We start from the raw sequence: 16,087 nt of genomic DNA, 5'->3' as shown, positions 1-16,087 counted from the left end.
TAATCATCAGATGAATTATTGTATTTCATCTGACAACCATAAAGGGATTATCGCATTGAAGGCTTTTTTATTTTGAGTCACGATCTGGGTCACGCATCCAAGCTAAGGCGATGGCTTTTTCACCGATGTGGGTGGTGATGGCAGGGCCGAAGAAGGAGCGGCCGATATTGGCTTGCGGGAATTTTTCTTGGAGTTCTGCTTGCCATTGATCAGCGGGCGTTTCGTTACCAGCATCGATCACCCATGCTTTGATCGGGTAGTCGGCTTGTTCAAGGGCTTCCGCAAACAAAGCTTCCACGCGAGCAGAGGCCCGATTTAAGGTGCGGATCTTTTCAAAGACGACGATTTTGTGTTCGTCATCAAAGGTCAACAGCGGCTTGATGTGCAGCATACTGCCAAGCATGCCAGCAGTGTTGGACAAGCGCCCACCGCGAACTAAGTGCATCAAGTCGTTGACGATAAAGTATTCATCGGTTGAGGCGCGCAGTTGATCTAAGCGCGCGATGATCTCATCTAAGCTGGCGCCAGCTTGTGCCATCAGGCCGGCAGTGAGCACCATTTGTCCCATTAAAATCACGGTGATCTGCGAATCATACACCACCACGTGTTGGCCTTCGATTTCAGGCGCGGCAGCGGTGATGGTGGCATTGATGCCAGATATCGTTTTGGAAAGGTAGATGTTGATCACCGTGTCATACCCTTCCGCTAGTAAATCTTTGTGAATGGCTAAAACGTCAGCCAGGCGTGGCTGTGAGGTATGCGGGAAGTCTGAAGCGGCACGCATTTTGGCAAAGAATTGCGCAGGCGTGATGTCGACGCCTTCTTCAAAGGTTTCGCCGTCAACGATCAATGGGGTGGTGACGATGCGGATCGGCAGGCCTTTGATTTGGTCAGGCGTCAAATAGGCGGTGCTGTCGGTAACAATTGCGATCTTGCTCATAGCGGGCCAACTTTCATTAGAATACCTTTAATGGTAAACAAGTCGCACGCTTTTTACAATGAACACCGGCAATTAAATCACTTTGGCATTCAATACCGTCTTAAAGTGATTCAAGGCCCACTCTTGCCCACCAGGGGTGAACGTCGCAATGGCGTCTTGGTGGATCACCAACGGATAGTTTAAGTTATACGCATCAACGGCAGTGTGTAAGACGCAGATATCTGAGCACACCCCAGTTAAATGCAGTTCGTCGATATGGCGTTCGCGCAACCACAGATCCAAAGGCGTGCCGGCAAAACTCGAGTAGCGCGTTTTATCAAACAATTGGACGTGATCGTTGTCAGCGTTTTGCGCGTACCAATCCGCGACAGCGCCAAATAATTCACGGCCCCAGGTGTTGCGGACATTATGCGGTGGGAACAGCTTGGCTTCTGGGTGATAAGGGTCATGCGGCGTGTGCACGTCTGTCGGCAGATAAACAAAGTCACCATTTAATAGGAAGTTTTGCGCCAAGTCTGCGATCGGCTGTTGCAAAACCTGCCCGACTGCCCCACAGGTGAGGGCGCCTGAATCTGCTACAAAGTCATTGGTGTAATCGATGATCAATAATGCTTTTGTCATAATCAACCTCCTAGTACGTTGCGACATCGGTTGCTTTGAGAATACGCTGTGGCAGGGCAAAAGTCAAGACAAGGGGTACTCATGTGAAAAACGCCACGAAGCCCGTCGTACCGCGGTCACAAGAAAATAAATATTCAGAAAACTCTTGCGCTAGTCGCGGGATTTTTGTATACTAGTCAAGTGCTGTGTAATCTAGTCGGGTTACTATGCACTTTTGGTTCACTGTGAATCAAAAAGCGAGGATGTGAGAGGTTGCGACACGCCCGGCCGCTTTGCCACGGCAGCGCGTCGGGAATTCCCACGGAGCTAGTCTACTAAATGATAATGGACGAAGGAGGTAACACAATGGCAAAACAAAAAATTCGTATTCGCCTTAAGGCCTACGAACACCGGATTCTTGATCAATCCGCAGACAAGATCGTTGATACTGCAAAGCGCACTGGCGCACAAATTTCAGGTCCGATCCCGCTGCCAACTGAACGCACTCTTTACACGGTATTGCGTTCCCCACATAAGTACAAGGATTCGCGTGAACAATTCGAAATGCGCACTCATAAGCGTTTGATCGACATTGTTAACCCAACCCCTAAGACAGTTGATGCTTTAATGAAGCTCGACTTGCCAAGCGGCGTTGATATCGAAATCAAGTTATAATTTTAAAGAATTGGAGGTGTACCATGACTCGTAAAGGAATCTTAGGTAAGAAAATTGGCATGACGCAAGTCTTCACTGACAACGGCGAACTTGTTCCCGTAACAGTTGTTGACGTAACCCCAAACATTGTATTGCAAGTTAAGACTGTTGAATCTGACGGTTACGAAGCAGTGCAATTAGGCTATGGCGACAAGCGTGAAGTCCTTAGCAACAAGCCAAGCGTTGGTCATGCTAAAAAAGCTGACACAACCCCTAAGCGCTTCATTAAGGAACTCCGTGATGTAGCGCTTAGCGAATATGAAGTAGGCAAAGAAGTCAAAGCAGACGAATTTGCAGCTGGCGACATCGTGGATGTCACTGGTACTTCCAAAGGTCACGGTTATCAAGGTAACATTAAAAAAGATGGTCAGTCTCGCGGTCCTATGGCCCACGGTTCTCGCTACCATCGTCGTCCTGGTTCTCTTGGCGCGATCATCAACAAGGTGTTCAAAGGCAAGAAGTTACCTGGCCGCATGGGTAACCACACCCGCACTATGCAAAATCTGACGGTTGTTTCCGCAGACTTAGAACACAACGTCATCCTCATCAAGGGTAACGTCCCAGGTGCTAACAAGTCTAACGTCATCATCCGTACCGCTGTTAAATCAGCAAAGTAATTCAAGAAGGGAGGAAAATAACTAATGGCTAACGTTACTTTATACAAACAAGACGGCTCAGAAAACGGCACTGTTGATTTAAACGATGCGATCTGGGCAATCGAACCCAACGAAAACGCCGTCTTTGACGCAGTGATCATGCAACGTGCTTCCCTTCGTCAAGGTACTTCTAAGGTTAAGAACCGTCACGAAGTTTCTGGTGGTGGTCGCAAACCATGGCGTCAAAAGGGTACTGGTCGTGCGCGTCAAGGTTCCATCCGTAGCCCACAATGGCGTGGCGGTGGTATCGTCTTTGGCCCACATCCACGTTCATATTCCTACACCATCAACAAGAAGGTTCGTCGCTTGGCAATCAAGTCCGTCCTTTCTCAAAAGGTGTTAGATAACGCATTGGTTGTCGTTGATGCTTTTGCATTCGACGCACCAAAGACTAAGGCATTTGCTCAAAGCTTGGCCGCATTGAAAGTTTCCGAAAAAGCCCTCGTGGTTTTAGATGGTGACGACAACGCCGCTTTAGCAGCTCGCAACTTGCCAAACGTTAAAGTTGTTGCCGCAGACGGGATCAACGTATTAGATGTTGTGAAATACAACAAACTGATCTTGACCCAATCTGCGCTCCAAAAGATTGAGGAGGCGCTCGCATAATGGAAGCACGCGATATTATTTTACGCCCGATCGTGACTGAACAATCCATGGCCGGCATGGACAACAAGAAGTACACCTTCGAAGTTGCCTTGCACACAGAAAAAACTGCTGTGCGCCGTGCCGTTGAAGAAATCTTCGACGTCAAGGTTGCTAGTGTCAACATTGCCAACGTTCGCGGCAAAAAGAAGCGCCAAGGCAACTTCGTGGGTTACACCCGCAAGCGTCGTAAGGCGATCGTTACTTTGACAGCTGATTCTAAAGAAATCAAGTTGTTCGAAGACTAGTTCCAGAAATTCATTTATAGGAGGAAATACTCGTGGCGATTATCAAGTACAAGCCAACGACGAACGGCCGCCGGAACATGTCCGGCTCCGACTTCGCCGAAATCACCAAGAAGCGCCCTGAAAAGACTCTTCTGGAAGATCAAAGTCACACTGCTGGCCGTAACAGCTATGGTCACATCACCGTTCGTCATCGTGGCGGCGGTCACAAACAACATTACCGTGTTATCGACTTCAAGCGTCAAAAAGACGGTATCGTTGCTAAGGTAGTAGCAATCGAATACGATCCGAACCGGACCGCTAACATTGCATTGTTACATTACGAAGATGGGGTCAAGTCCTACATCCTCGCACCTAAAGGCTTAAAAGTTGGCGACAAGATCGTTTCTGGTGAAGAAACTGATATCAAAGTCGGTAACGCATTGCCATTAAAGAACATCCCTGATGGGACTACCATCCACAACATTGAATTAAAGCCTGGTAAAGGCGGCCAATTGGCTCGTTCCGCCGGTGCTTCTGCTCAATTGTTAGGTAAAAACGATGATGGCAAATATGTCACTGTGCGTTTGGCTTCTGGCGAAGTGCGCATGATCCTTGCTGTTAACCGTGCTACCATCGGTGCTGTTGGTAACGAACAACACGAACTGATCAGCATTGGTAAAGCTGGCCGCAAGCGCTGGTTAGGCTTCCGTCCTACGGTTCGTGGTTCTGTAATGAACCCTAACGATCACCCACATGGTGGTGGTGAAGGTAAAGCCCCAATTGGTCGTCCATCTCCATTATCTCCATGGGGTAAGAAGACCTTGGGTAAGAAGACTCGTAACCATAAGGCTAAGTCTGAGAAGTTCATCGTTCGTCATCGTAAGACGAAGTAGTCTGAAACACACCGAATAAAGGAGGTCACATAATGGGTCGCAGTCTTAAAAAAGGACCTTTTGCCGATGCTCATCTGATGAAGAAGATCGAAGCACAGGCAGATAGCGAAAAGAAGCAAGTCATCAAGACTTGGTCTCGCCGTTCCACCATTTTCCCAAGTTTCATCGGTTACACCATCGCCGTATACGATGGTCGTAAACACGTCCCAGTTTTCATTTCTGAAGACATGGTCGGTCACAAGTTAGGCGAATTTGTCCCAACTCGTACTTTCCGTGGGCACGCCACCGACGATAAGAAAACCAAGGCTCGCTAGAAAGGAGCGCATCATACATGGCTGAAACAATTACTTCTGCTAAAGCTACGGCTAAGACCGTGCGGATCGCTGCTCGTAAGGCCCGCCTGGTCATCGACTTGATTCGCGGTCGCGACGTTGCTGAAGCATTAGCTATTCTTGAATTCACCCCAAACGGTGCGGCTGAAGTCGTTACCAAGGTGCTCAAGTCTGCTATTGCAAACGCAGAACACAACTTTGACTTAGATGCACAAAACTTGTATGTTTCCGAAGCATACGTTAACGAAGGCCCAACCCTCAAGCGGTTCCGTCCTCGTGCCAAAGGTAGTGCATCACCAATCAACAAGCGGACGAGCCACGTTACTGTGGTCGTCTCCGAAAAAGAAGCATAAGGAGGGATAAAGCGTGGGACAAAAGATTAATCCTAAGGGTTTCCGTGTTGGCGTCATTCACGACTGGGAATCTAAGTGGTATGCTGAAAAAGATTTTGCCACATTCTTACACGAAGACATCAAGATCCGGGCTTTTATCAACAAGAAGCTCGCTGATGCCTCCGTTTCTACTATCGAAATCGAACGTGCGGCAAACCGCGTCAACATCTCTATCCACACTGCCAAGCCTGGTATGGTGATTGGTAAGGGTGGCGCTGAAGTTGAAGCTTTGCGCACTGAACTCAACAACTTGACTGGCCGCAAGGTTCACATCAACATTGTTGAAATCAAAAAACCTGACTTGGATGCCCACTTGGTTGGCTTGAGCATTGCTGCTCAACTCGAACAACGTGTTGCATTCCGTCGCGCGATGAAACAAGCAATGCAACGCACCATGCGTTCTGGCGCTAAGGGCATCAAAACCCAAGCTGCTGGCCGTTTGAACGGTGCTGATATTGCTCGTCGCGAACATTACACTGAAGGCACTGTGCCATTGCACACCTTACGTGCCGATATCGACTATGCTTGGGAAGAAGCAACCACGACTTACGGCCAAATCGGCATCAAGACTTGGATCAACCGTGGTGAAATCTTACCAGACAAGCCAAACCGTTCTGCGAAGGGAGGCAAATAATCCATGTTAGTTCCTAAGCGTGTTAAGCACCGTCGCGAATTCCGTGGGAAGATGCGTGGTGCTGCTAAAGGCGGCAAATATGTTGCCTTTGGCGAATTCGGTTTACAAGCCCTGGAATCCTCTTGGATCTCCAACCGCCAAATCGAAGCTGCCCGTGTTGCTATGACCCGTTACATGAAACGTGGTGGGAAGACCTGGATCCGTATTTTCCCACAAAAGTCCTACACTTCTAAAGGTGTCGGCGTACGTATGGGTAATGGTAAAGGGACACCTGATGGCTGGGTTGCAGTCGTAAAACGCGAAAAGGTTATGTTTGAAGTTGCCGGCGTGCCGGAAGAAGTTGCAAAGGAAGCTTTGCGCTTAGCATCAAACAAACTCCCTGTTCGTACTAAGATCATCACTCGTGAGGAAGCAGGTGCGCAAACTAATGAAGGCTAAAGACATTACCGCATTGTCCACTGCTGAAATGCTCGACAAAGAAAAGCAGTATAAAGAAGAGCTGTTCAACCTGCGCTTCCAACAAGCGACTGGCCAGCTTGAAAACACCGCCCGCTTGAAGCAAGTTCGTAAGAACATTGCGCGTATCAAGACGGTCCTTCGTCAGGCTCAAGACAACAAATAACGGAAAGGAGACATACCATTGGCTGAACGCAATTCTCGTAAAGTCTATCAAGGTACTGTGGTTTCCGACAAGATGGACAAAACCATCACCGTCGAAGTTTCCACGACCAAGACACACCCTGTCTACGGCAAGCGTGTTAAGTATTCGAAGCGTTACTACGCACATGATGAAGATAACGCCGCTCACACTGGCGACGTGGTTCGCATCATGGAAACTCGTCCTTTGTCACGCAACAAGCGTTTCCGTTTATTGAACGTTGTCGAAAAGGCTGTTCGTATTTAATAATCGTATAGTGACGAAAGGAGGACCTACCCCGTGATTCAACAAGAAAGTCGTCTTAAAGTGGCGGACAACTCTGGCGCCCGCGAATTGCTCGTGATCAAGGTACTTGGCGGTTCATTCCGCAAGACCGGTAACATTGGCGATATCGTTGTGGCTACTGTAAAACAAGCTACACCAGGTGGCGTTGTCAAAAAAGCTGATGTTGTGAAGGCTGTTATCGTCCGTACCAAGTCTGGTGCGCGTCGTGCAGACGGTTCTTACATCAAGTTCGATGAGAACGCTGCTGTGATCATCAACGCCGACAAGAGCCCTAAAGGCACTCGTATCTTTGGCCCCGTTGCACGTGAACTGCGTGACGGTGACTTCATGAAGATCGTGTCCTTGGCTCCTGAAGTTCTGTAAGAGGAGGTGCAAGCATGAAAATCAAGACTGGTGATAAGGTACGTGTCATGCGTGGTAAAGACGCTGGCAAAGAAGGTACCGTAACCAAAGTGCTTCTCAAAGCGGACAAAGTGATCGTCGAAGGCGTGAACATTGTCAAGAAGCACCAAAAGCCAAGCAATGCCAACCCTCAAGGCGGCATCGTGGACGTTGAAGCAGCTATCCACGTTTCTAACGTGATGTTGCTGGATCCTGAATCCAACAAGCCAAGCCGTACCGGCGTAGAAATCAAGGACGGCAAAAAAGTGCGCATCGCCAAGAAGTCCGGCGCCGCACTCGAAAAATAACGAAGGGAGGACAATACTGCAATGACGAACCGTTTACAAGAACGCTACACCAAGGAAATCGCCCCTAGCTTGATCGAAAAGTTCAGCTACAAGTCTTCCATGCAAGCACCTAAGATCGAAAAGATCGTGCTGAACATGGGTGTCGGCGATGCGACTCAAAACGCCAAAAACCTTGACGAAGCTGTTGAAGAACTGAAGTTGATCTCTGGCCAACAACCTTTGATCACTAAAGCTAAGAAGTCCATCGCGAACTTCCGCTTGCGTGAAGGTATGCCTATCGGCGCCAAAGTCACTTTACGTGGCGAACGCATGTATGATTTCTTGGACAAGTTGATCAACGTCTCCTTGCCTCGTGTCCGCGACTTCCATGGTATCTCCGCAAAGTCCTTCGACGGCCGCGGTAACTATACCTTGGGTGTTAAAGAACAACTGATCTTCCCTGAAGTGGATTACGATAAAGTAAACCACGTCCGTGGGTTGGATGTTGTCATCGTTACGACCGCGAACACTGATGAAGAAGCACTCGAATTGCTTACGCAAGTCGGGATGCCATTCGCTAAATAAAGGAGGGTTACACTTGGCTAAGAAGTCAATGATCGTCAAGAACAACCGGCCTGCAAAGTTCGCAGTGCAAGAATACACTCGCTGCCAACGTTGTGGCCGTCCACATTCCGTATATCGTAAATTCAAGCTCTGCCGGATTTGCCTTCGTGAATTAGCCCATGCCGGCCAAATTCCTGGTATGCGCAAGGCTAGCTGGTAAACACTACCAAGTTAAAAGGAGGTTAAATCAATGGTCCTGACCGATCCAATCGCAGATTACTTGACCCGGATCCGTAACGCCAACATGGTGCGTCACGAATCTCTGGTGGTTCCTGCATCTAAGATGAAAAAAGACATTAGCGAGATCCTTAAAGCTGAAGGCTTCATCCGTGACTACGAAGTCATTGAAGACGACAAGCAAGGTATCATTCGCATCTTCCTCAAGTATGGGAAGAACAACGAACGCGTGATTTCTGGTTTGAAGCGTATCTCCAAGCCAGGCTTGCGTTCTTACGTTAAAGCTGATGCAGTGCCAAAGGTCTTAAATGGTCTTGGTATTGCCATCATCTCTACATCCGAAGGTGTTATCACCGATAAGGATGCTCGTGCCAAGAACGTCGGCGGCGAAGTGCTCGCTTACGTCTGGTAATACACATTAACAGGAGGTACTACCTTGAGTCGTATTGGTAATAAAGTTATCACCGTCCCTGCTGGCGTTGAAGTTAAGCAAGATGGCGACAACATCACCGTTAAGGGGCCTAAGGGCGAATTAACTCGTACTTTTGTCCCAGAAATCAAGATGAGTCAAGAAGGCAATGAAATTTCTTTCACTCGCCCAGATGACTCTTACAAGGCTTTGCATGGTACCATGCGTGCCAACTTGAACAACATGATCCTTGGTGTTTCCCAAGGTTTCACCAAGCAGTTGAAGTTGGTCGGTGTTGGTTACCGTGCTCAAAAGCAAGGCGCTAAGCTGGTCTTAAACGTCGGCTACTCCCATCCCGTTGAGATGGAAGCCCCTAAAGGCGTCGAATTCGATGTTCCTAGCAACACCGAAATCAACATCAGCGGGATCTCCAAGCAAGTTGTTGGTCAATTTGCTGCGGTAGTCCGTGCCGTCCGTGCCCCTGAACCTTACAAAGGTAAAGGTATTCGTTACGTCGATGAAGTTGTTCGTCGTAAGGAAGGTAAGACTGGTAAGTAGTTTCTAAGTCAACATTAAGAGGTGAATATTGTGATTTCCAAGCCAGATAAAAACAAAACTCGGCAACGGCGTCACGCACGTGTCCGGGGTAAGATTTCTGGTACGAGCGAACGCCCACGCTTGAACATTTTCCGTTCTAATACAAACATCTACGCGCAATTAATTGATGACGTAGCGGGTGTGACGTTAGCAAGTGCCTCCTCTCTTGATTCAGAAGTAACAGGTACTAAGACTGAACAAGCTGCCAAAGTTGGCGCCTTGGTTGCTCAACGTGCCGTTGCTGCCGGTCATAAAGTCGTCGTCTTTGATCGTGGTGGTTATCTCTACCATGGTCGCGTGCAAGCTTTAGCTGAAGCAGCACGTGAAAACGGCCTCGAATTCTAATACAAAGGAGGATAAACACCACATGGCATCATATATTGATCCATCCCAATTGGACTTAGAAGATCGCGTTGTTGCGATCAACCGGGTCACCAAAGTTGTTAAAGGTGGTCGTCGTCTGCGTTTTGCAGCTATCGCGATCGTCGGTGACAAGCATGGTCACGTTGGCTTCGGTACTGGTAAAGCCCAAGAAGTTCCAGAAGCTATCCGCAAAGCGGTTGATGACGCGCAAAAGAACTTGATCGAAGTACCTATCGTTGGTACCACGATCCCGCATGAAGTGATCGGTCACTTCGGCGCCGGCAAGGTTTTACTCAAGCCTGCTGTTGAAGGTTCTGGGGTCGCTGCTGGCGGCGCTGTCCGTGCCGTTATGGAACTTGCAGGTATCAGCGATGTTACCTCCAAGTCCCTTGGCCGCAACACGCCAATCAACATGATCCGCGCCACTGTCGAAGGTCTCAAGCAATTGAAGACTGTCGAAATGGTTGCAGACTTGCGCGGCGTTTCTGCATCTCACTTGAAAGACTAGGAGGACACATTATGGCTCAATTGAAAATTACGTTGACTCGTAGTGCCGTACACCGCCTGCCTAAGCAACGCAAAATCGTCAAGGAACTCGGCCTTGGCCGCATCTCCAGCTCAGTTATCAAGCCTGATAACGCCGCTACTCGTGGTGCGATCTTCCAGATCTCTCATCTGGTATCCGTAGAAGAAATCAAAGACTAAAAATCATCACAAGGAGGTGCCAAGCATGAAGTTGCATGAATTACAAGCCCCTGCAGGTTCCCGCCAACACGGTAAGCGTCTTGGCCGTGGGACTTCTAGCGGCCAAGGTAAAACCGCTGGTAAAGGTCAAAAGGGCCAATTGGCGCGTCAAGGCGGCAAGACTCGTTTGGGTTTTGAAGGTGGCCAAATGCCATTGTTCCGTCGTATGCCAAAACGCGGTTTCAACAACATCAACCGCAAAGTTTATGCCGTTGTGAACGTCAACGACTTGAACCGTTTTGAAGACGGCCAAGAAATCACCAACACCGTGTTGGTTGAAGCCGGCTTAGTTAAAAACGAAAAAGACGGTATCAAGTTACTGGCTAACGGTAAGTTGGAGAAGAAGTTAAACGTCAAAGTTGACAAATTCTCCGCAGCTGCTCAAGCAGCAATCGAAGCAGCAGGCGGTTCTATTGAGGTGATCTAATGCTGAAAACCCTCAAAAACGCGCTCAAGGTCAAAGAGATCCGCAATAAGATCTTGTTCACCTTAGGCGTTTTGCTGGTTTATCGGTTAGGCGCGCAGATCTCGGTTCCTGGCGTTGATGCGAAGGCTTTGACGAACATCAGCGCAACCGGCCTGATTCCACTGCTGGATACAGTCAGTGGGGGCGGGTTGTCGAACTACTCGATTTTCTCGATGGGGGTTTCACCATACATCACGGCTCAAATCGTTATCCAATTGCTCCAAATGGATATCGTGCCGAAGTTTGTTGAATGGAGCAAACAAGGGGAAGTCGGGCGACGCAAGCTGAACCAAGTCACGCGTTACTTGACCATTTTCCTCGGGTTTTTCCAAGCCATCGGCATTACCGCTGGTTTCCAGCAGTTAAGCTCGTTGGGCTTAGTTAAAAATCCGACGATTCAGACTTATGTCACCATCGGTATCATCCTCACTGGGGGCACGATGCTCCTGACTTGGATGGGTGAACAGATCACAGACAAAGGCGTCGGCAACGGCGTGTCCATGATCATTTTTGCCGGGATCATTGCGCGGCTACCAAGTGGGATCCAAGAACTTTGGCAAGACAACATCACCAATAACAACGATAAGTTAACTGGGGCATTGTTCTTAGTGGCATTGGTTGTCATTGTGTTGTTGGTCGTTACCTTTGTGACTTGGGTTCAACAAGCCAACCGTAAGATCCCGATCCAATACACGCGCCGGGTGACGGCAGCGGGGAGTAATTCTTACTTGCCGTTGAAAGTCAACGTTGCTGGGGTTATCCCAGTGATCTTTGCCAGTTCCTTCATTGTGACGCCGCAAACCATTTTGATGGCTTTCCAGGCGAACCACTCTGAAGATACCTGGTATCAGATCATGACCAACATCTTCAGCATGCAAAAGCCTGCTGGGATCGCGGTTTACACCGTCTTGATCGTCTTGTTCACGTTCTTTTACGCCTTTGTTCAGGTCAACCCTGAAAAAGTCGCCGAGAACTTGACCAAGCAAGGAAGTTACATTCCTGGCGTTTGGCCAGGTAAAGAGACTGAAAAGTATTTGTCTGGTCTCTTGATGCGACTGTCCACAGTCGGTGCATTGTTCTTAGGGGTCATCGCCTTGTTGCCACAATTGGCTTCAATGCTTTGGAACCTGCCACAATCCATCGGGCTGGGTGGGACTAGCTTGTTGATCGTCGTGATGACGGCCATCGAATTAGTTCGGCAGTTGAATGGGTTGCTGATGAAGCGCGAATACGTCGGCTTCATCCAAGGCGACTTGATCAAAGACTAACCCCAGAGCTGATCGGCGCTGTTGCGTCAATCAGCTCGACGAGTAAACGATAATGGTAGCGGGAATATGGCCAACCGGCTAACTTCCCTCTGCCAATCAACGGAGGCAAATCCAATGAATCTCATTTTAATGGGACTTCCTGGTGCTGGTAAAGGCACTCAAGCAGAGCGCATCGAACAAGCTTATCCGATCGCTCACATTTCTACTGGTGACATGTTCCGCGCAGCTATGGCTGCCGGTACTGAACTTGGCCAAAAAGCCAAAGCCTTTATGGATGCAGGTTCCCTCGTCCCAGACGAAGTAACTGTTGGTATCGTGAAGGAACGCTTAGCTAAGCCAGATACTGATGCTGGTTACATGCTCGACGGTTTCCCTCGCACCATTGCGCAAGCAGAAGCGCTGGAAACTTTGACAGCTGACATCAACAAGCCAGTTGATGCCGTGATCAATATCGATGTTGCCCCTGAGAAGTTGATCGAACGCTTGTCTGGTCGCTACATTTGTAAGAACTGTGGCGCTACTTACCACAAGATCTACAACCCAACCAAGGTTGAAGGGACTTGTGATAACTGCGGTGGCCACGAATTCTTCCAACGTGACGACGACAAGCCAGCAACGGTCAAGAACCGCCTCAAAGTAAACATCGAAATGAACACACCATTGCTGGACTTCTACAAGCAGCGCAATCTCTTGTACACCGTCAATGGTGACCAAGATATCGACTTGGTTTTCGCCGAAATCAAAAAGATCCTGGCCGCAGTTGCAAAGTAGATGACTTCGTCTTTTGCACGATCCGGTCTGGTCAACGCATAAATTATGTGGTACAATATCGCGGTATGTGCGGTGAGTGCCCTTGGCCTCACCCTTTTCGCACGTTGTGTTCCAGAATTTTAGGAGGAATTATTTAGTGGCAAAAGACGATGTAATTGAAATTCAAGGCACCGTGGTGGATACTTTACCCAACGCGATGTTTAAAGTCGAACTTGAAAACGGCGCGACCATTTTGGCGCATGTCTCTGGGAAGATCCGGATGCACTACATCCGCATTCTGCCTGGCGACCGCGTGACGGTTGAATTATCGCCATACGACTTGACCAAAGGCCGCATCACTTACCGTTTCAAGTAATTGCCAGCAGTTAGTGAGCTCACGAATCCTTAGAGGAGGCTATTTACAATGAAAGTACGTCCATCCGTCAAAAAGATGTGCGAGCACTGCAAAGTCGTACGCCGCAAAGGCCGCGTCATGATCATTTGCTCTGCAAACCCGAAACACAAGCAACGCCAAGGTTAATCTAAACTACTATATTAGGAGGTGTCCATCGTATGGTTCGTATCGCAGGTGTCGACTTACCACGTGGTAAGCAAATCGTAATCGCCTTGACCTATATCTTCGGTATTGGCAAGACCACCGCTCAAAAGATCCTGGCTGAAGCCGGCGTTCCAGAAAACGTCCGCCAAGAAGACCTCACCCCAGATCAAGAAGACAAGATCCGCGCAGCCGTTGACAAAGTCAAGGTTGAAGGCGATCTTCGTCGTGAAGTTAACTTGAACATCAAACGTCTGATGGAAATCGGTTCCTATCGTGGGATCCGTCATCGTCGTGGCTTGCCTGTTCGTGGTCAAAACACCAAGAACAACGCACGCACCCGCAAAGGTAAGAAAACTACCATTGCCGGTAAAAAGAAATAATTAGGTAAAGGAGGAATACATCCCGATGGCAGCACGTAAAACAACTCGTAAGCGTCGAGTTCGTAAGAACGTTGAATCTGGTGTGGCTCATATCCACTCAACTTTCAACAACACGCTGGTCATGATCACCGACCCTCGCGGTAACGCGATTGCTTGGTCTTCTGCTGGCGCTCTTGGTTTCAAGGGCTCCCGTAAGTCTACGCCTTTCGCAGCCCAAATGGCCGCTGAAGCCGCAGCAAAGGAATCCATGGAACATGGCATGAAGTCCGTTGAAGTCTCTGTTAAGGGCCCAGGTTCCGGCCGTGAAGCTGCGATCCGTTCCCTTCAAGCGACTGGCCTTGAAGTGACCGCGATCCGCGACGTCACCCCAGTGCCACATAACGGCTCTCGTCCTCCAAAGCGTCGTCGTGTTTAATTGTTACCCTGCGGCCTTGTTATGGCCAGGTAAACAAAACTTCACTTCTCGTTTTGAAAGGGGTACAGACTTAGATGATCGAATTTGAAAAGCCAAACATCACCAAAGTTGACGAAAGCACCAACTACGGTAAGTTTGTCGTAGAACCGCTCGAACGCGGCTATGGCACCACACTGGGCAATTCGCTACGGCGGATCCTTTTGTCCTCATTGCCTGGGGCAGCCGTCAGCAACATCCAAATCGATGGGGTACTCCATGAGTTCTCCACCATCGATGGTGTGCTTGAAGACGTGACCCAAATCATCTTGAACATCAAAAAGCTTGCTTTGAAGATGAACACAGATGAAGACAAGACGGTCGAAATCGACGTAGCCGGCCCAGCCACCGTTACGGCTGCAGACATCGTTTCTGATAGTGATGTCGAGGTGCTCAATCCTGAGCAGTACATTTGTACGGTTGCAGAAGGGGGTCGCTTCCACGTCCGGATGACGGTCAAAACCGGCCGCGGGTATGTGGCAGCTGATCAAAATAAAGTCGATGACATGCCAATCGGGGTTTTGCCGATCGACTCGATTTTCACCCCAATCAGTCGGGTCAACTATCAAGTCGAAAGCACCCGAGTTGGCCGGCGTAACGACTTCGACAAGCTGACGTTGGATGTTTGGACCAATGGTTCGATCAATCCGCGTGAAGCGATCAGCTTAGCTGCGAAGATCCTCACCGAGCATCTGGATATTTTCGTCAACTTGACGGATGAAGCCAAGAACGCTGAAATCATGGTTGAAAAGGAAGAAACTCACAAGGAAAAGATGCTTGAGATGACCATCGAAGAGCTCGACTTGTCTGTTCGTTCTTACAACTGCTTGAAGCGCGCTGGCATCAACACCGTGCAAGAGCTGACTAACAAAACAGAAGCCGATATGATGAAGGTCCGCAACTTAGGTCGTAAGTCACTTGAGGAAGTTAAGAATAAGCTTAGCGACCTTGGCTTAGGCCTGCGCACCGAAGACTAATCTGTAAAAAGGAGGCAAAACACTCATGAGTTACCGTAAATTAGGCCGGACTAGCTCCCAACGTAAGGCTTTGCTTCGCGATCTCACCACGGATCTTTTGATCCATGAACGGATCACGACTACCGAAGCCCGCGCTAAGGAAGTTCGCTCCACCGCTGAAAAGATGATCACGCTTGGTAAGCGCGGCGACTTGCACGCACGTCGTCAAGCCGCAGCATACTTGCGCAACGAGATCGCTGATGTTAAAGAAGATGGCGACACGGTTGTGGTTCAATCTGCATTGCAGAAATTGTTCGCAGACGTTGCCCCTCGCTACGCAGAACGCAATGGTGGTTACACCCGCATTCTGAAGACTGCACCTCGCCGCGGCGATGCAGCCCCAATGGTTATCCTTGAATTAGTTTAATTCATCGATTCGCTGGGTCTTCCTAGCACCATTAACATTAAGTGATTCGCCGGCAACGGTGATCACCTTTTCAAAACCGTTGTGACCCTCGTGGCCACAACACTTTGGTCATTTGATCGATGGAGCGTTTGAGATGGTGGCTATCCCATGTGTGATAGCTTAGTCTAGCTTGCGAGCACCAGGTAACTGGTGTCTCCATCATTGAATGATTTTTTTTGTACCTTTGATTTACAATTTAAGTGCAAGATGATAAGTGCAAGAAAAAGGACTCATAG

At 48.9% G+C, this 16,087-nt stretch carries 31 protein-coding genes; 29 read left to right on the top strand and 2 right to left on the bottom strand.

What is annotated here, in order from left to right:
* Positions 1-67 precede the first annotated feature (67 nt).
* Together FD01_RS08625 and FD01_RS08620 are read right to left on the bottom strand one after the other, a co-directional pair.
* Positions 68-940 (bottom strand): DegV family protein, encoded by an 873-nt coding sequence (locus FD01_RS08625; RefSeq protein WP_056963726.1) that lies wholly within the window; start codon positions 938-940, stop codon positions 68-70.
* Positions 941-1,012: 72 nt separating this feature from the next.
* Entirely contained in the window at positions 1,013-1,561 is a 549-nt protein-coding gene (locus FD01_RS08620; RefSeq protein WP_054717644.1) for a cysteine hydrolase family protein, read from the bottom strand.
* A 345-nt stretch (positions 1,562-1,906) separates the two neighbouring features.
* On the opposite strand from FD01_RS08620, the gene rpsJ reads away from it, so the two are divergent.
* The 29 genes from rpsJ to rplQ all read left to right on the top strand — a co-directional run bounded on the left by rpsJ (position 1,907) and on the right by rplQ (position 15,812).
* Entirely contained in the window at positions 1,907-2,215 is a 309-nt protein-coding gene (rpsJ, locus tag FD01_RS08615) for a 30S ribosomal protein S10 (RefSeq protein ID WP_054717647.1), read from the top strand.
* A gap of 23 nt (positions 2,216-2,238) precedes the next feature.
* The gene (rplC, locus tag FD01_RS08610; RefSeq protein ID WP_054717651.1) at positions 2,239-2,871 is read left to right on the top strand and encodes a 50S ribosomal protein L3; all 633 of its coding nucleotides are present in this window, start codon (positions 2,239-2,241) and stop codon (positions 2,869-2,871) included.
* A gap of 24 nt (positions 2,872-2,895) precedes the next feature.
* Positions 2,896-3,516, top strand: coding sequence for a 50S ribosomal protein L4 (rplD, locus tag FD01_RS08605; RefSeq protein WP_056963724.1), 621 nt, complete (start codon positions 2,896-2,898; stop codon positions 3,514-3,516).
* Positions 3,516-3,800 carry a 50S ribosomal protein L23 gene (gene rplW, locus FD01_RS08600; protein WP_056963722.1) on the top strand — a complete coding sequence of 95 codons (285 nt, stop codon included), beginning with the start codon at positions 3,516-3,518 and terminating at the stop codon, positions 3,798-3,800. The genes rplD and rplW overlap by 1 nt, the downstream gene beginning before the upstream one ends.
* 32 nt (positions 3,801-3,832) lie before the next feature.
* Positions 3,833-4,672, top strand: a complete 840-nt coding sequence (rplB, locus tag FD01_RS08595; RefSeq protein ID WP_054717653.1) for a 50S ribosomal protein L2 — start codon at positions 3,833-3,835, stop codon at positions 4,670-4,672.
* Between the two features lie 32 nt (positions 4,673-4,704).
* Positions 4,705-4,986, top strand: coding sequence for a 30S ribosomal protein S19 (gene rpsS, locus FD01_RS08590; protein ID WP_054717656.1), 282 nt, complete (start codon positions 4,705-4,707; stop codon positions 4,984-4,986).
* A 17-nt stretch (positions 4,987-5,003) separates the two neighbouring features.
* Positions 5,004-5,357, top strand: a complete 354-nt coding sequence (rplV, locus tag FD01_RS08585) for a 50S ribosomal protein L22 (RefSeq protein ID WP_054717659.1) — start codon at positions 5,004-5,006, stop codon at positions 5,355-5,357.
* A 13-nt stretch (positions 5,358-5,370) separates the two neighbouring features.
* Positions 5,371-6,030, top strand: a complete 660-nt coding sequence (gene rpsC / locus FD01_RS08580; protein WP_054717662.1) for a 30S ribosomal protein S3 — start codon at positions 5,371-5,373, stop codon at positions 6,028-6,030.
* A 3-nt stretch (positions 6,031-6,033) separates the two neighbouring features.
* Positions 6,034-6,468, top strand: a complete 435-nt coding sequence (rplP, locus tag FD01_RS08575) for a 50S ribosomal protein L16 (protein ID WP_056963720.1) — start codon at positions 6,034-6,036, stop codon at positions 6,466-6,468.
* On the top strand, positions 6,458-6,652 hold the full coding sequence (gene rpmC, locus FD01_RS08570; protein WP_054717668.1) for a 50S ribosomal protein L29: 195 nt from the start codon (positions 6,458-6,460) through the stop codon (positions 6,650-6,652). The genes rplP and rpmC overlap by 11 nt, the downstream gene beginning before the upstream one ends.
* Positions 6,653-6,670: 18 nt before the next feature.
* Positions 6,671-6,934, top strand: a complete 264-nt coding sequence (gene rpsQ, locus FD01_RS08565; protein WP_054717670.1) for a 30S ribosomal protein S17 — start codon at positions 6,671-6,673, stop codon at positions 6,932-6,934.
* Positions 6,935-6,967: 33 nt separating this feature from the next.
* Positions 6,968-7,336, top strand: a complete 369-nt coding sequence (gene rplN, locus FD01_RS08560) for a 50S ribosomal protein L14 (protein ID WP_054717673.1) — start codon at positions 6,968-6,970, stop codon at positions 7,334-7,336.
* 14 nt (positions 7,337-7,350) lie between these two features.
* Positions 7,351-7,662, top strand: coding sequence for a 50S ribosomal protein L24 (gene rplX / locus FD01_RS08555; RefSeq protein WP_054717676.1), 312 nt, complete (start codon positions 7,351-7,353; stop codon positions 7,660-7,662).
* 21 nt (positions 7,663-7,683) lie between these two features.
* A complete protein-coding gene (rplE, locus tag FD01_RS08550) occupies positions 7,684-8,226 on the top strand; it encodes a 50S ribosomal protein L5 (protein ID WP_054717677.1) in 543 nt (180 codons plus the stop codon).
* Positions 8,227-8,239: 13 nt separating this feature from the next.
* A complete protein-coding gene (locus FD01_RS15730) occupies positions 8,240-8,425 on the top strand; it encodes a type Z 30S ribosomal protein S14 (protein WP_054717680.1) in 186 nt (61 codons plus the stop codon).
* Between the two features lie 30 nt (positions 8,426-8,455).
* Positions 8,456-8,854: a 30S ribosomal protein S8 gene (rpsH, locus tag FD01_RS08545; RefSeq protein ID WP_054717683.1), complete on the top strand. Its 399-nt coding sequence runs from the start codon at positions 8,456-8,458 to the stop codon at positions 8,852-8,854.
* Positions 8,855-8,878: 24 nt separating this feature from the next.
* The gene (rplF, locus tag FD01_RS08540; protein WP_056963718.1) at positions 8,879-9,409 is read left to right on the top strand and encodes a 50S ribosomal protein L6; all 531 of its coding nucleotides are present in this window, start codon (positions 8,879-8,881) and stop codon (positions 9,407-9,409) included.
* A gap of 30 nt (positions 9,410-9,439) precedes the next feature.
* On the top strand, positions 9,440-9,793 hold the full coding sequence (gene rplR / locus FD01_RS08535; protein ID WP_125709064.1) for a 50S ribosomal protein L18: 354 nt from the start codon (positions 9,440-9,442) through the stop codon (positions 9,791-9,793).
* Between the two features lie 22 nt (positions 9,794-9,815).
* Positions 9,816-10,319 (top strand): 30S ribosomal protein S5, encoded by a 504-nt coding sequence (rpsE, locus tag FD01_RS08530; RefSeq protein ID WP_054717691.1) that lies wholly within the window; start codon positions 9,816-9,818, stop codon positions 10,317-10,319.
* Positions 10,320-10,330: 11 nt separating this feature from the next.
* Positions 10,331-10,516, top strand: coding sequence for a 50S ribosomal protein L30 (gene rpmD, locus FD01_RS08525; RefSeq protein ID WP_054717694.1), 186 nt, complete (start codon positions 10,331-10,333; stop codon positions 10,514-10,516).
* A gap of 25 nt (positions 10,517-10,541) precedes the next feature.
* Positions 10,542-10,982 (top strand): 50S ribosomal protein L15, encoded by a 441-nt coding sequence (rplO, locus tag FD01_RS08520; protein ID WP_054717697.1) that lies wholly within the window; start codon positions 10,542-10,544, stop codon positions 10,980-10,982.
* A complete protein-coding gene (secY, locus tag FD01_RS08515) occupies positions 10,982-12,289 on the top strand; it encodes a preprotein translocase subunit SecY (protein ID WP_056963716.1) in 1,308 nt (435 codons plus the stop codon). The genes rplO and secY overlap by 1 nt, the downstream gene beginning before the upstream one ends.
* Positions 12,290-12,403: 114 nt before the next feature.
* Positions 12,404-13,060, top strand: coding sequence for an adenylate kinase (locus FD01_RS08510; protein ID WP_054717700.1), 657 nt, complete (start codon positions 12,404-12,406; stop codon positions 13,058-13,060).
* A gap of 136 nt (positions 13,061-13,196) precedes the next feature.
* A complete protein-coding gene (gene infA, locus FD01_RS08505) occupies positions 13,197-13,415 on the top strand; it encodes a translation initiation factor IF-1 (RefSeq protein WP_054717703.1) in 219 nt (72 codons plus the stop codon).
* A 48-nt stretch (positions 13,416-13,463) separates the two neighbouring features.
* Positions 13,464-13,580 carry a 50S ribosomal protein L36 gene (gene rpmJ, locus FD01_RS08500; RefSeq protein WP_003567518.1) on the top strand — a complete coding sequence of 39 codons (117 nt, stop codon included), beginning with the start codon at positions 13,464-13,466 and terminating at the stop codon, positions 13,578-13,580.
* A 32-nt stretch (positions 13,581-13,612) separates the two neighbouring features.
* Complete coding sequence (rpsM, locus tag FD01_RS08495; RefSeq protein ID WP_054717706.1) at positions 13,613-13,978, top strand: 30S ribosomal protein S13; 366 nt, start codon at positions 13,613-13,615, stop codon at positions 13,976-13,978.
* Positions 13,979-14,003: 25 nt separating this feature from the next.
* On the top strand, positions 14,004-14,393 hold the full coding sequence (gene rpsK, locus FD01_RS08490; RefSeq protein WP_054717709.1) for a 30S ribosomal protein S11: 390 nt from the start codon (positions 14,004-14,006) through the stop codon (positions 14,391-14,393).
* A gap of 74 nt (positions 14,394-14,467) precedes the next feature.
* Complete coding sequence (locus tag FD01_RS08485; RefSeq protein ID WP_054717712.1) at positions 14,468-15,406, top strand: DNA-directed RNA polymerase subunit alpha; 939 nt, start codon at positions 14,468-14,470, stop codon at positions 15,404-15,406.
* A 25-nt stretch (positions 15,407-15,431) separates the two neighbouring features.
* A complete protein-coding gene (gene rplQ / locus FD01_RS08480; RefSeq protein ID WP_054717715.1) occupies positions 15,432-15,812 on the top strand; it encodes a 50S ribosomal protein L17 in 381 nt (126 codons plus the stop codon).
* The last annotated feature ends 275 nt before the right edge of the window (positions 15,813-16,087 follow it).

The organism is Lacticaseibacillus manihotivorans DSM 13343 = JCM 12514, from assembly GCF_001435035.1.
GTDB classification, from domain to species: domain Bacteria; phylum Bacillota; class Bacilli; order Lactobacillales; family Lactobacillaceae; genus Lacticaseibacillus; species Lacticaseibacillus manihotivorans.
This window is presented reverse-complemented; position numbering and strand designations above follow the sequence as displayed.

Bases quoted from the DNA above. Each gene is read 5' to 3' on its own strand.
- rplC (WP_054717651.1), top strand. From the start codon at position 2,239: ATGACTCGTAAAGGAATCTTAGGTAAGAAAATTGGCATGACGCAAGTC.
- rplP (WP_056963720.1), top strand. From the start codon at position 6,034: ATGTTAGTTCCTAAGCGTGTTAAGCACCGTCGCGAATTCCGTGGGAAG.
- rpmD (WP_054717694.1), top strand. From the start codon at position 10,331: ATGGCTCAATTGAAAATTACGTTGACTCGTAGTGCCGTACACCGCCTG.
- secY (WP_056963716.1), top strand. From the start codon at position 10,982: ATGCTGAAAACCCTCAAAAACGCGCTCAAGGTCAAAGAGATCCGCAAT.
- rplD (WP_056963724.1), top strand. From the start codon at position 2,896: ATGGCTAACGTTACTTTATACAAACAAGACGGCTCAGAAAACGGCACT.
- rpmJ (WP_003567518.1), top strand. From the start codon at position 13,464: ATGAAAGTACGTCCATCCGTCAAAAAGATGTGCGAGCACTGCAAAGTC.
- FD01_RS08625 (WP_056963726.1), bottom strand. From the start codon at position 940: ATGAGCAAGATCGCAATTGTTACCGACAGCACCGCCTATTTGACGCCT.
- rpsS (WP_054717656.1), top strand. From the start codon at position 4,705: ATGGGTCGCAGTCTTAAAAAAGGACCTTTTGCCGATGCTCATCTGATG.
- rpsH (WP_054717683.1), top strand. From the start codon at position 8,456: ATGGTCCTGACCGATCCAATCGCAGATTACTTGACCCGGATCCGTAAC.
- FD01_RS08485 (WP_054717712.1), top strand. From the start codon at position 14,468: ATGATCGAATTTGAAAAGCCAAACATCACCAAAGTTGACGAAAGCACC.
- FD01_RS08510 (WP_054717700.1), top strand. From the start codon at position 12,404: ATGAATCTCATTTTAATGGGACTTCCTGGTGCTGGTAAAGGCACTCAA.
- rplW (WP_056963722.1), top strand. From the start codon at position 3,516: ATGGAAGCACGCGATATTATTTTACGCCCGATCGTGACTGAACAATCC.
- rplE (WP_054717677.1), top strand. From the start codon at position 7,684: ATGACGAACCGTTTACAAGAACGCTACACCAAGGAAATCGCCCCTAGC.
- rpsK (WP_054717709.1), top strand. From the start codon at position 14,004: ATGGCAGCACGTAAAACAACTCGTAAGCGTCGAGTTCGTAAGAACGTT.
- rpmC (WP_054717668.1), top strand. From the start codon at position 6,458: ATGAAGGCTAAAGACATTACCGCATTGTCCACTGCTGAAATGCTCGAC.
- rpsM (WP_054717706.1), top strand. From the start codon at position 13,613: ATGGTTCGTATCGCAGGTGTCGACTTACCACGTGGTAAGCAAATCGTA.
- rpsE (WP_054717691.1), top strand. From the start codon at position 9,816: ATGGCATCATATATTGATCCATCCCAATTGGACTTAGAAGATCGCGTT.
- rplQ (WP_054717715.1), top strand. From the start codon at position 15,432: ATGAGTTACCGTAAATTAGGCCGGACTAGCTCCCAACGTAAGGCTTTG.
- rplV (WP_054717659.1), top strand. From the start codon at position 5,004: ATGGCTGAAACAATTACTTCTGCTAAAGCTACGGCTAAGACCGTGCGG.
- FD01_RS08620 (WP_054717644.1), bottom strand. From the start codon at position 1,561: ATGACAAAAGCATTATTGATCATCGATTACACCAATGACTTTGTAGCA.
- rplX (WP_054717676.1), top strand. From the start codon at position 7,351: ATGAAAATCAAGACTGGTGATAAGGTACGTGTCATGCGTGGTAAAGAC.
- rpsJ (WP_054717647.1), top strand. From the start codon at position 1,907: ATGGCAAAACAAAAAATTCGTATTCGCCTTAAGGCCTACGAACACCGG.
- rplO (WP_054717697.1), top strand. From the start codon at position 10,542: ATGAAGTTGCATGAATTACAAGCCCCTGCAGGTTCCCGCCAACACGGT.